Annotated in this window: 9 protein-coding genes and 1 tRNA gene; 5 read left to right on the top strand and 5 right to left on the bottom strand. The window is 40.3% G+C overall.

Annotation, left to right across the window (positions count from 1 at the left end; translation table 11 throughout):
* Positions 1 to 13 precede the first annotated feature (13 nt).
* The 4 genes from AC4CU0_RS10480 to pyrC form a co-directional block, all read right to left on the bottom strand.
* A complete protein-coding gene (locus AC4CU0_RS10480) occupies positions 14 to 2,551 on the bottom strand; it encodes a TonB-dependent receptor plug domain-containing protein (protein WP_490747080.1) in 2,538 nt (845 codons plus the stop codon).
* A 206-nt stretch (positions 2,552 to 2,757) separates the two neighbouring features.
* Positions 2,758 to 2,833 (bottom strand) — tRNA-Glu (locus AC4CU0_RS10475).
* A gap of 20 nt (positions 2,834 to 2,853) precedes the next feature.
* Entirely contained in the window at positions 2,854 to 3,513 is a 660-nt protein-coding gene (gene rnt / locus AC4CU0_RS10470; protein ID WP_067766008.1) for a ribonuclease T, read from the bottom strand.
* On the bottom strand, positions 3,498 to 4,532 hold the full coding sequence (gene pyrC, locus AC4CU0_RS10465) for a dihydroorotase (protein WP_067766005.1): 1,035 nt from the start codon (positions 4,530 to 4,532) through the stop codon (positions 3,498 to 3,500). The genes rnt and pyrC overlap by 16 nt, the downstream gene beginning before the upstream one ends.
* A 153-nt stretch (positions 4,533 to 4,685) precedes the next feature.
* Here pyrC and AC4CU0_RS10460 point away from each other — a divergent pair, with 153 nt between their 5' ends.
* Positions 4,686 to 5,942 (top strand): GGDEF domain-containing protein, encoded by a 1,257-nt coding sequence (locus tag AC4CU0_RS10460; protein ID WP_067766002.1) that lies wholly within the window; start codon positions 4,686 to 4,688, stop codon positions 5,940 to 5,942.
* An 82-nt stretch (positions 5,943 to 6,024) separates the two neighbouring features.
* Here the strand turns inward: AC4CU0_RS10460 and argG are convergent, their stop codons facing one another.
* Positions 6,025 to 7,368, bottom strand: a complete 1,344-nt coding sequence (argG, locus tag AC4CU0_RS10455; RefSeq protein WP_490743102.1) for an argininosuccinate synthase — start codon at positions 7,366 to 7,368, stop codon at positions 6,025 to 6,027.
* 618 nt (positions 7,369 to 7,986) lie between these two features.
* Between argG and lldP the strand changes: the two genes are divergently transcribed.
* From lldP to dld, 4 genes are all read left to right on the top strand, one after another.
* Entirely contained in the window at positions 7,987 to 9,654 is a 1,668-nt protein-coding gene (lldP, locus tag AC4CU0_RS10450) for an L-lactate permease (protein WP_171256696.1), read from the top strand.
* A gap of 32 nt (positions 9,655 to 9,686) precedes the next feature.
* The gene (gene lldR / locus AC4CU0_RS10445; RefSeq protein WP_067765996.1) at positions 9,687 to 10,430 is read left to right on the top strand and encodes a transcriptional regulator LldR; all 744 of its coding nucleotides are present in this window, start codon (positions 9,687 to 9,689) and stop codon (positions 10,428 to 10,430) included.
* Between the two features lie 2 nt (positions 10,431 to 10,432).
* A complete protein-coding gene (gene lldD / locus AC4CU0_RS10440; protein ID WP_067765993.1) occupies positions 10,433 to 11,584 on the top strand; it encodes an FMN-dependent L-lactate dehydrogenase LldD in 1,152 nt (383 codons plus the stop codon).
* Positions 11,585 to 11,881: 297 nt separating this feature from the next.
* Positions 11,882 to 13,579: a D-lactate dehydrogenase gene (gene dld / locus AC4CU0_RS10435; protein WP_490743100.1), complete on the top strand. Its 1,698-nt coding sequence runs from the start codon at positions 11,882 to 11,884 to the stop codon at positions 13,577 to 13,579.
* Positions 13,580 to 13,666: the final 87 nt, after the last annotated feature.

Below are 13,666 nucleotides of genomic sequence, written 5' to 3'. Positions count from 1 at the left end.
TTGATAGGGAAGATTAAAATTTAAATGTGACATCAGCAATGAACTGTCGCCCAATTTCAGATCTAAGTCTGTTGGTCGACTCACTAATACCTGGGGTGGTATAGATATTATGTCGATTGGTAATATTGTTAATGGTTAAACCGAATATTGCTTTGTAGTCTTTAGAGAAATTGAAATCATAAGTGGTACGCATATCCCAACTAAATCGAGGTCTAATTGTATCTGTGGCATAGGCTTCCAACAGGACACCATCATGCTCAACTTTGTTTTTTAGTTTATACGTATCTTTATATTCAGATTTGTAGCTTAAGAAGTTATTAATCTTTAATGGTAAATTTGAAAACTCAATGTCCCAACCAAAACGAGCCGTCCAAGGCTGATTGAAATTTTCAACAGGACGTTCATTAAATTGGATGAGGCTGCCGTTAAAGATAATATCGCGATCTTCAGCAGTCGTATTACTGTTAACGTTATATGACTCAGAATAGTCTAAATAATTTTTTTCTGATTCAGTGTAATCAAAGCCAAAGTTAAACCCGTGCAGAGAGTTTTTATATACGACTTGCAGCGTATTTCTGAGTGTGAGTGTGTAAATGTCAGCTTTTGCCTTACCACTATTACTATATTCAAAATGATCGATGGTGTTGCTGGTGGTTGGATCAATAAAACGATTTTTTGTGATTTCATCTTTGCTATCACGATTCACCCATTTCAGACCAAGGTTCCAGTTTTTAACTTGGCTATTAATGGCAAACACAATTTCGTCAGCATAAGGGGTCTTTAAATTGGCACGTTGAACATTGGAATTAGCTAATATTAAATCTGATAACCCAGTTTGAGTCCAATAGTCTTCAGTTTGATTTTTTGTGCGTTTTAAATTGTATTCCAAAAATGCAAGTTGATCTTGCAGTTCAGTGGCTAAGGTATAGTTTGCATAATATCGATTCCATCCCGTAGTGAAGGACAGAAGATCATTTTTTAGCGGTTTATAGTTAAAGGCAGTACGAGGTGCAATATTTAAATTTTTCGATAAGCTATCATAATCTGCACGTAAACCTAAACGCGCTGAAAAATTATCCCAAGTCGATGTGTTTTCAATGAAGGTATGCACACGTTGTTGGTCAATATTAACTTTACCTTTTTGATAATACTTGCCATTTGTTTGATATTGGCCTTGATAGTTATTTTCATCCGTTGCTTCATCACAAAGAATATCACCTGCCGTACAGCTAATGCCTGAACTAGATGTAAAAGTCTTAGGCTGATTATACATATAGGCATCGTTAGGCCGTTCCCATGCAACTTTAGAATAGTAATAGCCCATACCAAAGCTTAATTGTTGCATGCTGTTGCCAATCTGAATGGTATCAAACGTATTTTTTAGACTATACGAAAATGTATCTTGGTGTAATTCAATATCACTACTTGTGGTACCTTCACCAGGATTGGAACTCCAGTTTTTAGTTGGTGTTTGCTTCCAAAGAATGCCGGTAGTTGAATCATTTTCACGTGCTTGGCTTAGCGTTTGATAGCTAATATTTTGTTTTAATGTTGAATTATTGAGTTTGTTTTCTAATTCACCAAAAAATGTCAACGTTTCTGTATTGCTAATACTTTTTGAATTTATTCGCTTATCAACGAAATTTAGACTGTCCAAATCCCCTAAATCAAAGCCAAACTTCGCTTTGGTTGTGTCCGAAGGTGTGTAAAAAAGGGTAGTCCCTAAGTTGATATTATTACGCTCGCTTTTGACTTTACTGCGATCTTCTAAACCACTCATTACTGGAACGATGGATTCACGTTTAGAGGCATAACTATTGATGCCCCATTGTTCAGAGAGTTTGCTGTATAGATTCAGGCTTAGGCCGTGTTTTTTATATTCTTTATTATTTGATGATGTTGGATCTTCAAACTCTGCAGCTTCTTCTTCATCGGTAAAATGATAACGTGACCAATCACTTTCCGTGTAGTCGTAAGTAACGGAGCCGTGGATTTTGCCAATTTCAGTATTTGGTGCACAAGTTTCAGCATTAACTACACCACCTGTAAATTCGCCGTATGCTGCAGAAACATTACTATCGATCAATTCTAATTTACAAATTAAATCGGTATTTAGGGCAATCCCTTGTGAGCCACCATCAAGCTTGCCTGAATAGGAGTTGCCGCTTGCCAGAGGGTCAAGGTTATTGGTGGTATTGACGCCGTTAATTACAAATTTATTTCGGTAAGATTGCGCGCCATTAATAGAAATCTCGGATGGTCGTAGCTCAGCCTGTGAATCTGCAGAACGTTGTTCACGGCTAAACTGCACATTTGGATTAACTTTTAAAAAGTCAGTGATGTTTTTAGAGCTATTCGGCGTTTTTTCTAAATCTTCTTTGCTATAAACAATTTTACCAACTTCTTGTTTGGCTTTAACTTCAACCTCAATAGGTGTCATCGACACCGTATTGGTTTTGATTTCTTCAGTGACCTGGCTTTCATTTGCATACGCATGAGATGCTAAAGCAGTCAAAATTGCGATATTAAGGGGAGAATAGGCAAAGCGCATGGCTGTCAACAATTATGCAGATAAAAACGATAGCGATTATCATTAACTTTACAAAAATAATCAATAGAAATGAGAATTATTTGCAATAAATGTTTTTTTAATACACAGAAATTCAGTCAATGAGAATTAAGATAGAAATAGTGATGATTTAAGAATATTCATTCGTTATGAATATTAGAAAAAAGAAAGAGCTTGATAAGAAGTATTGGCGTCCCTACGGGGATTCGAACCCCGGTTACCGCCGTGAAAGGGCGATGTCCTAGGCCTCTAGACGATAGGGACGTTTAGAAGATGGCGGTATCTTATTGATCCGCCACCAGAGTGTCAAGTAGGTGAGGGCCGAGTTTGTTCAAAATATAGCAGAACAGTTCAGCAGTCTTTTGAGTGTCGTACAAGGCAGAGTGAGCCTCTTTACCATCAAACTCAATTCCAGCTTGAATACACGATTTAGCAAGTACAGTTTGACCAAACATCACCGCACTTAAAGTTACGGTATCAAATACGGAAAAACTGTGAAAAGGGTTTTGATTTTTTGTACCGGTACGGGCAATTGCTGCTTGTACAAAACCTAAGTCAAAATGCGCGTTATGACCGACTAATACCGCATGTGTGCAGTTTTGTTGACGACGTACTTCATTTACAGATTTAAAAATACGCTTTAACGCAGATTTCTCATCCTCTGCCATCGCCATACGCATTGGGTTAAATGGATCAACACCAATAAAATCTAAAGATCTACGGTCAAGATTCGCACCTTCAAACGGATTAATATGCGCATGGTGAGCTTCACCTGGCACAAATTTCCCTTCTGCATCATACACAATTGGAATGGCTGCAATTTCCAGTAAGGCATCGGTCTGTGAGTTAAAACCTGCTGTCTCGACATCGACAACAACAGGTAAAAAACCACGGAAACGTTGACCAACTACTGGTCGAGTTTCATCTGTCACACTTTTCTCCATTGAATGGTCTTACCCGCATATAACGGAATAATTTTTTCGCCATCCAAATAGTCTAAACTTTCAGGGATCACTTGATCTTCTTTTACCAAAGTAATGGTATTGGTATTACGAGGGAGTCCGTAGAAGTCTGCGCCAAAGTGACTTGCAAAACCTTCTAAGCGGTCGATTTTACCGACTTGATCAAATGCTTGAGCGTAGAGCTCAATTGCTGTAGGTGCACTATAACATCCTGCACAGCCACATGCATTTTCTTTAGCATCTTTTGAGTGCGGCGCGCTATCTGTACCTAAGAAAAACTTAGGATTTGCACTGGTTGCTACTTCAAGTAAGGTTTGCTGATGTGTTTGACGCTTTAAAATTGGTAAGCAGTAGAAATGCGGCTTGATGCCACCGACTAACATATCATTACGGTTAAACAATAAATGTTGCGGGGTAATAGTGGCAGCAACGTTACGGTCTTGTTCTAGAACAAAATGCGCAGCTTCACTTGTGGTGATGTGTTCAAGCACCAATTTTAATTTTGGAAATTGTTTAAGCAGTGGAGATAACACTTCATCTAAGAAGCGTTTTTCACGGTCAAAAATATCCACATGATTATGTGTCACTTCACCATGAAGAAGCAGAGGAACTTGATGTTCTTCTAGTTGCTCAATCACAGCATAGACCTTACTGATGTCGCTGACACCACTGTCTGAGTTTGTGGTTGCACCCGCAGGGTAAAGTTTAATGGCATTGACGTGTGCAGATTCTTTAATTTTTTTCACTTCACTTGGAGATGTATTGTCAGTGAAATACAACACCATGCGTGGGTCAAAGTGTACGCCTTCAGGTACATGAGCCATGATACGTTCACGATAGGCATTCGCTTCTTCCACTGTTTTAACCGGTGGAACAGTATTTGGCATGCAGATCGCACGAGAGAATTGTTTTGCTAAATCGGGAACTGTGCGCTCAAGTGCTAAACCATCACGTAAATGTGCATGCCAATCATCTGGCTGAAGAAGAGTAATCGTATTCACAGCGATCCCGGAACTTTGAAATAATACAAATGATAATGCATATAATGTGAAAATGGTAACGAGAATTCAGGACAAATGGTATTGTGGGTATAAATAAATTTTGAAAACTGTGGTATTTTTAAATCACTAAAAGAATTAGATAAATGCTTGGAAATGGAATACAAGTATAACCTTGCAAAGTTGCAATACGATAAGGAAAAAATAGAAGAACTGATTACACGGCAAACGCGTCGTGTCGGTGAAATTTTTCCGAAAAAACTCGAGCAACAATTTTGGTCGCTCAATTTACAACGCGCCCGTCATAACATCAGCCAATACTTTTGGATGGGTGTACTAACTTATTTTGTTCTCACTGTCCTGATTATTCCTGGGGATTACTGGATTATTCAAAAAGAACATTTTAGCCATGACTTTATTAAATGTTTATTGGGTTTGGTTAATGGCGCACTGTGCTTGCTGACGCTTTATGCCTTCTCGCGTTATAACATTCTCAAAGCTTATTTTGCCCATGCCAGTATGTTCATTGTATTTTGGGCTGTGCTATCGATGACATGGTTGACCATGACTGTATACACCGAAGCCTTAAAGCATCAAGCGATGATGATCATCTGCATGATTTATATTTTGGGATATATTTTGACAGGGGTTAAACCTATACACATGCTAATGGTTGGCATGTTGGCAGCAGTGATTACAATGCTGATGCTGTTTTCAATGTATGTACAATTTGATGCAATGGTTATGGGTCGTGTATTGATGGGTAGCTGTGTGATGGGCTTTGCTGTTAGTAAAATGCTCTGCGCACGTGAACGCATGATTTATTTAAATATGTTACGTGCAGATATCAGTGAGAAAATACATCGTATCCATACCACTGAGCTATTGCATCTTAGTCAGCATGACGAACTAACTAAAATATCCAATCGCCGCACATTAGATGAAATGCTTGATACTTTTTATGAGCAATCTAAACAAAACAATACAGCACTTGCTGTGCTGTTCATCGATGTTGACCACTTTAAAAATTATAATGATTTCTATGGGCATCAGAAGGGTGATGAGGTCATTTCAACGATTGCCAAAACGATTAAAAATGCCATTCGACATATGGATTTTGTCGCACGTTATGGTGGTGAAGAGTTTGTGGTTTTACTGCCTGAAACCGATGCGCATGGTGCTTATGCGGTAGCGTCAAATATTTATAAAGCAATCGATCGTTTAGAAATTCCACATGCCAAATCACAGGTTTCAAATCACGTCACTATTAGTTTGGGTATTACGGTATATCGTGCTGAAAATATGACGAAGGATGAACTGTTAAATATTGCCGATCAGGCGTTGTATCGTGCGAAACAATTAGGCCGGAATCAAATTTATTACCAATCGATACGTGCAATCAATGTCGCTTAAAGGTAGGTTTAAGTGATGCTTTTATAAAGCTTGGATATAAAAAACCGCGCAAATTGCGCGGTTTTTTTTGACTCAACAAATCTTATTTGTTTTTGTCTTTTAATTGAGGCACTGCAGAACCTGTACCCACTGCAAGCAAGCCAGCACCAGTGTAGATGCCAAGTTTTGCACGTGTATCAGTGATGTCAAGGTTACGCATAGTCAATTGGCCAATACGGTCAGCAGGACTAAACATAGAATCACCTTTCTCCATGGTTAAACGCTCAGCTTCATAAGTGAGGTTAGGAGATTCAGTGTTCATGATGGTGTAGTCATTACCGCGACGAAGTTCAATAGTAACTGTACCTGTAATCGCTTTAGCAACCCAACGCTGTGCAGTTTCACGAAGCATTAAAGATTGAGAATCGAACCAACGACCTTGGTAAAGAAGACGACCTAAACGAAGACCGTTAATGCGGTATTGTTCGATGGTGTCTTCGTTATGAATACCAGTCACAAGACGCTCGTAAGCGATGTGAAGAAGAGCCATACCCGGAGCTTCGTAAATACCACGAGATTTTGCTTCGATAATACGGTTTTCGATTTGGTCTGACATACCTAGACCATGACGACCACCGATACGGTTGGCTTCAAGAATGAATTCAACAGGGTTTTCGATGCGTTTGCCGTTTAATGCAACAGGGAAGCCTTCTTCAAAAGTTACAGAAACTTCTTCAGCTTTAACTTCTACGTCATCTTTCCAGAAAGCAACGCCCATGATTGGGTCTACGATTTTGATACCAGCATTCAGGTATTCAAGATCTTTTGCTTCGTGAGTCGCACCTAACATGTTTGAGTCAGTTGAGTACGCTTTCTCTTTTGACATTTTGTAGTCAAAACCGTTGTCGATTAGGAACTGTGACATTTCTGCACGGCCACCTAATTCGTCAATAAAGGTTTGGTCTAACCACGGTTTGTAAATTTTAAGTGCAGGGTTAGTCAATAGACCATAACGGTAGAAACGTTCGATGTCGTTACCTTTATAAGTCGAACCGTCACCCCAGATGTTTACGTCATCTTCTTTCATTGCTGTTACAAGCATTGTACCTGTAACTGCACGACCAAGAGGAGTCGTGTTGAAGTAAGGCATACCACCAGTTGAAATGTGGAAAGCGCCACATTGAATAGCCGCAATACCTTCTAATGCAAGTTGTAAACGACAATCAACTAAGCGAGCTTTAACTGCGCCATACGCTTCCGCTTTTTTTGGAATCGCATCGTAGTCGTCTTCATCAGGTTGACCTAAGTTTGCTGTGTAAGCATAAGGTTCTGCACCTTTTTGTTTCATCCACAAAAGCGCAGCTGAAGTATCTAGACCACCAGAGAAGGCAATACCAACTTTTTTGCCAACTGGGACATTCTGCAAGATAGTTGCATTATCAGTCATTGTTAATCCTAACGATATAAATATAGGCACCGAGAATGGGTGGCCTGAAAGAATACATATATGTGCGCGATTGTAGCACTTTTCTGCACGGTTTTTCTAAAAAATCATGAGATACAAGCGATGAGGTGGAAAAAAATGATCGTTGAAATCTATTGGTGAATACTTCATCCAGTTTTTGCGGGCCGAAAATGCGTTTTCTGAATGGAATAGGATGCAAATATAAATAAATCTATTTGATTTAAATAAATGGTCATACCAATATTGAGTTGATTTGGTTTTTATCCTTTTCGTTGAAATGAGACTGAAGTCAAACAAAGCTTGGTTATTAGACTAAAGTATATTTTATAAAGTTTATTCATAAATAATAAATATAAAACATATATTTAAAAAAGGATTGTTAAAAATTTAAACTGGAAAATAATGTTTTCGCATTGAATATTGGTCATACCAAAAATAAGAAAAGCTTGAATGGTTGAGTTGAAATAATTAAAAATTGCGGAGTATTTCAGCAATAGTATGAGTTTTTATGTCTTTAATATTTATATTGGTAATACCAATATGAAAAGACCACATGCTGATATTGCTCAATAATTAAATCTTAGTAAGCATTTCAAGGAGATGACAATGCTTCAATGGCAGCAAATATATGACCCAATGGGGAATATATGGATATCAAGTTTAATTGCGCTCATTCCGATTATCTTTTTTTTCTTGGCGCTTGCTGTATTTCGTTTAAAAGGCAGTGTGGCAGGTACGATCACCGTTGTACTGGCACTTTTGGTGTCTTTATTTGCCTATGACATGCCTGCGCTCATGGCATTGGCTTCGATGGTCTACGGTTTCTTCTACGGTTTATGGCCGATTGCATGGATCATTATTGGTGCGGTGTTCCTGTATAAAATTTCTGTCAAAACAGGGCAGTTTGACATTATCCGTTCTTCGATTCTTTCCATTACTGAAGATCAACGATTACAGATGCTGTTAGTTGGCTTTGCTTTCGGTACTTTCCTAGAAGGTGCGGCGGGCTTTGGTGCCCCTGTGGCGATTACTGCAGCACTATTGGTAGGTTTAGGCTTTAAGCCTTTATATGCGGCAGGTCTTTGTCTGATCGTAAATACAGCGCCAGTAGCTTTCGGTGCGATGGGTATTCCAATTATCGTTGCTGGACAAGTGTCTGGTGTTGATACGATGGAAATCAGTCAGATGGTTGGTCGACAGCTGCCATTTATGGTGCCGATTGTACTGTTTTGGATTATGGCGATTATGGATGGCTGGCGCGGTGTGAAGGAAACTTGGCCTGCGGTTGTAGTTGGGGCGAGTAGCTTTGCGATTGCACAGTACCTAACCTCGAACTTTGTCGGTCCTGAATTACCAGATATTACCGCGGCGATTGCCTCTTTAGTGTCATTAACGATTTTATTTAAATATTGGCAGCCTAAACATATTTTCCGCTTTGCAGATCAAGATGCGACGATGAGTGAAGATGTTGCTGCACAAAAACAGCAAAAATATAGCTTGGGTCAAATTGCAAAAGCGTGGTCGCCATTTGCGATCTTAACGGTGATGGTCACGATCTGGAGTATTAAACCGTTTAAAGATTTATTTACTAAAGACGGTGCCTTACATGATTTAGTTATTTCGATCAAAGTGCCATTTTTACATCAATTGGTTCAAAAGATGCCGCCAGTCGTACCTGAAATGAAGGACTACGATGCTATCTATAAATTTGATTGGTTTTCGGCAACAGGTACAGCAATTGTTATCGCTGCGATCATTACCATTATTTTCTTAAAAATGAAGCCGAAAGACGCGATTGTGACCTTTGGTGAAACCATTAATGAATTAAAAATTCCAATTTATTCAATTGGGATGGTCTTGGCTTTTGCATTTATCGCCAATTATTCAGGGATGTCAGCAACATTGGCATTAGCACTTGCACATACAGGTCAAGCCTTTACCTTCTTCTCACCATTTTTAGGATGGCTTGGTGTCTTCCTTACGGGTTCAGATACGTCAGCCAATGCGCTATTTGCTGCATTACAGGCAACCACTGCACAGCAAATCGGTGTACCAGAAGTATTACTCGTTGCTGCCAATACCAGTGGTGGTGTGACAGGAAAAATGATTTCACCCCAGTCCATTGCAATTGCATGTGCGGCAGTTGGCTTGGTAGGTAAAGAGTCTGATTTATTCCGTTTTACCGTAAAACACAGTATAACGTTCACAATCATGATGGGGATTTTAATCACCCTACAAGCTTATGTGTTCCCTTGGATGATTCCATAACACGCATTGTGTAACAACGTTAAGGAAAGCAGATGAAAGTCTCTGATAAAACTGTTCAAAGTCTTCGCGTATTGATTGAAGAAAGCAATATGCAAGTTGGAGATCGTCTGCCTGCAGAACGGAAACTGTGTGAACAACTTGGCGTCTCACGCACTTCTTTACGCGAAGCGATTTCTCAATTGACCAGCATGGGCGTGTTGGTCAGTAAAGTCGGTGCGGGGACTTTTTTAAAGCAATTACCAGCGACTTGGTCGAGTTATCAAATTGTGCAGCCCATCAGCAGTTTGATTAGTGAAGACCCTGCCTACCGGTTTGATGTGCAAGAGGCGCGCATTATTTTGGAAGGTGGTACTGCATGGTATGCGGCACAACGTGCTACAGCAGAGGACTTGGCACATATCCGACATTATTATGATCAGATCAATCATTTTCAGGCTTTAGGCAATGACGATGAAGCAGCGCGTGCAGATGCCAAATTTCATTTGGCGATTGCTGAAGCATCACATAATTTAGTGTTGATTCAGATGATGCGTGGTCTATTTGATCTGTTGCAATTTAATGTCGTTTTAGGTCGTCGAAAAGTTTATAGCGAAGCACACCGATTTGATCAATTGCATGATCAGCATTTTCAAGTCATGAATGCAATTGAACGTCGTGATCCTGAAGCTGCACGTAGAGCAGTCTGTGGACACATTGAGTTTGTAGTACAACAGGTGCGTATGATTGATGAAGAAGAAGCTCGTCGTCAGCGTGCCAGTCGATTAAACAGGATATAAGCATGATTATTTCTTCTGCCAATGACTACCGTGAAGCGGCACGACGTCGTTTACCGCCATTTTTATTCCATTACATCGATGGTGGTGCGTATGCAGAATATACCCTGAAGCGTAATGTAGAAGATCTATCAAAAATTGCTTTGCGCCAGCGTGTACTGAACGACATGTCACAGTTAAGTTTAGAGACCAAACTGTTTGATGAGACTTTGTCGATGCCAGTTGCATTATCGCCTGTGGGTTTAACAGGCATGTATGCACGCCGCGGCGAAGTTCAAGCTGCGGTCGCTGCAGATAAAAAGGGTATTCCATTTACACTGTCTACCGTTTCAGTATGTCCAATTGAAGAAGTGGCACCTGCGATTCAACGTCCAATGTGGTTCCAGCTCTATGTACTACGTGACCGTGGTTTCATGAAAAATGCTTTGGAGCGTGCTAAAGCGGCAGGCTGTTCAACCTTGGTGTTTACTGTGGATATGCCTGTTCCGGGCGCGCGTTACCGTGATGCCCACTCGGGTATGAGTGGCCCAAATGCAGCAATGCGCCGTTATATGCAGTCATGTTTCCACCCACATTGGGCGTGGAATGTCGGCATGATGGGACGTCCGCATGACTTGGGCAATATTTCCAAATACTTAGGTAAGCCTACAGGTCTAGAAGATTATATTGGTTGGTTAGGTTCTAACTTCGATCCGTCTATTTCGTGGAAAGACCTTGAGTGGATTCGTGAGTTTTGGGATGGGCCAATGGTCATTAAAGGAATTCTGGACCCTGAAGACGCCAAAGATGCAGTGCGTTTCGGTGCAGATGGGATTGTGGTTTCAAACCATGGTGGTCGTCAGTTGGATGGTGTTTTATCTTCTGCACGTGCGCTTCCACCAATTGCAGATGCAGTCAAGGGTGATATTAAAATCCTTGCAGATTCGGGTATTCGTAATGGTCTAGATGTTGTACGTATGCTGGCGTTGGGTGCGGACACGTGTATGCTCGGTCGTGCTTTTGTTTACGCATTAGGTGCTGCGGGTGGAGCGGGCGTTTCAAATCTTTTAGAACTGATTGATAAAGAAATGCGTGTGGCAATGACTTTAACAGGTGCAAAAACCATTGCTGATATTACTTCAGATTGTTTGGTACGTTTAGAGCGAGAGTTGGCTTAGCCGTTAACTTTTAAATGTCAAATTCGAGTTGTTTCTTAACTTTGATACGCGTAAATGTCATCTGCAATTGTTCGAGGCAGGCTTACATATTTAAAGTGATGTTTCTGCGAAGATAATATTTATCAGAAAGTATTTGACGAGTTTTGCGGATGACAATGGTTTTGCCTACTTTTCCCAAAAGGAAAGTAGGTCGAACCGAAGGTTAATTCCTAAATATAAACAAAACTGAAATTACTCCGCCGTTATGAATCCTTTAAAGCCTGAACTGTATAAGCATTCATCCATAGGATAACCAATATGCAACCCCATTCAGATTCACAGCAAACCATTCAAAAACTCATCGAGATTGTTGGTAAACAACACGTTTTAACTGACGATAAAGACACACGTTTATACCGCCAAGGTCGTCGTTACGGTGCAGGGAAAGTACTGGCTGTTGTTGCACCAGGGTCATTACTGGAACAGTGGCAAGTACTACAAGCGGCTGTTGATGCAGATTGTATTGTGATTATGCAAGCAGCCAATACAGGTTTGACCGGTGGTTCAACGCCTTTTGGCGATGACTATGACCGTCCTGTGGTTCTGATCAGCACGCGTCGTTTGATTGGCATTCAGGTCATTAATGACGGTCAACAAGTGATTTGTCTACCTGGTGCAACACTAGATCGACTTGAAAAAGAATTGGTGCCATTTAATCGGGAGCCACACTCGGTGATTGGTTCATCGTGTATTGGAGCTTCAGTTTTAGGTGGCGTCTGTAATAACTCAGGCGGTGCTTTGGTGCGCCGTGGTCCTGCTTATACTGAGCTGGCATTGTATGCTCGTGTCAATGATGATGGTCAGTTAGAGTTGGTGAATCATTTAGGGGTAAATCTCGGAGAAACACCTGAAGAAATTCTAAGCAAGCTTGAAACGAAAAATTATCAAATCGGCGACATTATTAATAACTCAGGCTGCTGCGCATCGGACCATCGTTATGGACATGATGTTAAACAAGTTGATGAAAATACGCCTGCACGTTTTAATGCCGATCCGTCTCGTTTATATGAAGCATCGGGTTCGGCAGGTAAAGTGTGTGTTTTTGCCGTACGTTTGGATACCTTTGAAAAAATTCCAAGTCAGGTATTTTACGTCGGTACAAATTCACATGATGATTTGACTGAAATCCGCCGTTTTTTACTAAAAGATTTGCCGCGATTGCCGATTGCAGGGGAATATATCCACCGCGTGGCTTATGATATTGGGGCAGAGTACGGTAAAGACACCTTCATGTTCATTGAAAAACTCGGCACAGCCAAAGTACCTGCTGCATTTGCAATGAAAGATAAGGTCGATGCGTACTTAGAAAAATTTGGTATGAAAGGACTGTCAGATAAAGTTTTACAGCTGGTGACCAAATTCATGCCCAATCATTTACCGAAACGGATGAATGCCTTCCGTGATCTGTATGAACACCATTTGGTTATTCGGATTGAAAATCAAGATGTCGAGCAAGTTGAAAGCTTTTTAAAACGGTACTTCCAAGATAAAGCCTCAGGTGATTTTTTCCACTGTAGCGAGGAAGAAGGACGTAAAGCATTTTTACATCGTTTTGCCGTTGCAGGTGCAGCAATTCGTTATCGGGATACGCACCGTTCAGAAGTTGAAGATATTGTAGCTCTGGATATCGCATTGCGTCGTAATGATCGCGAGTGGGTGGAAACCTTACCCAAAGCCATGGATGAGCAAATTATCCATAAACTCTATTATGGACATTTTCTCTGTCATGTTTTTCATCAAGATTATATTGTGAAAAAAGGTGTAGATCCTTTGGCAATGGAACATGCAATGTGGCATTTACTCGATGATCGTGGCGCTGAATATCCTGCAGAACACAATGTTGGACATTTATATGTGGCGAAGCCTGCATTAAAAAATCATTATCAAAAGCTGGATCCAACCAATAGCTTTAATGTCGGGATTGGACAAACCAGTAAGCTGAAACATTGGAAATAATGCTTTTAAAAACGACACGCCGTGATGTGATATATCACGGCTTTTTTATGAGTGAATAATTTATGCGTTACACGGTATTGACCATAA

It is taken from the genome of Acinetobacter sp. LipI_15, assembly GCF_058242865.1.
This window is presented reverse-complemented; position numbering and strand designations above follow the sequence as displayed.

Excerpts from the sequence above, each read along its gene's own strand:
- AC4CU0_RS10480 (WP_490747080.1), bottom strand. The coding sequence starts at position 2,551 with ATGCGCTTTGCCTATTCTCCCCTTAATATCGCAATTTTGACTGCTTTA.
- rnt (WP_067766008.1), bottom strand. The coding sequence starts at position 3,513 with ATGGAGAAAAGTGTGACAGATGAAACTCGACCAGTAGTTGGTCAACGT.
- AC4CU0_RS10460 (WP_067766002.1), top strand. The coding sequence starts at position 4,686 with ATGGAATACAAGTATAACCTTGCAAAGTTGCAATACGATAAGGAAAAA.
- argG (WP_490743102.1), bottom strand. The coding sequence starts at position 7,368 with ATGACTGATAATGCAACTATCTTGCAGAATGTCCCAGTTGGCAAAAAA.
- lldP (WP_171256696.1), top strand. The coding sequence starts at position 7,987 with ATGACAATGCTTCAATGGCAGCAAATATATGACCCAATGGGGAATATA.
- lldR (WP_067765996.1), top strand. The coding sequence starts at position 9,687 with ATGAAAGTCTCTGATAAAACTGTTCAAAGTCTTCGCGTATTGATTGAA.
- lldD (WP_067765993.1), top strand. The coding sequence starts at position 10,433 with ATGATTATTTCTTCTGCCAATGACTACCGTGAAGCGGCACGACGTCGT.
- dld (WP_490743100.1), top strand. The coding sequence starts at position 11,882 with ATGCAACCCCATTCAGATTCACAGCAAACCATTCAAAAACTCATCGAG.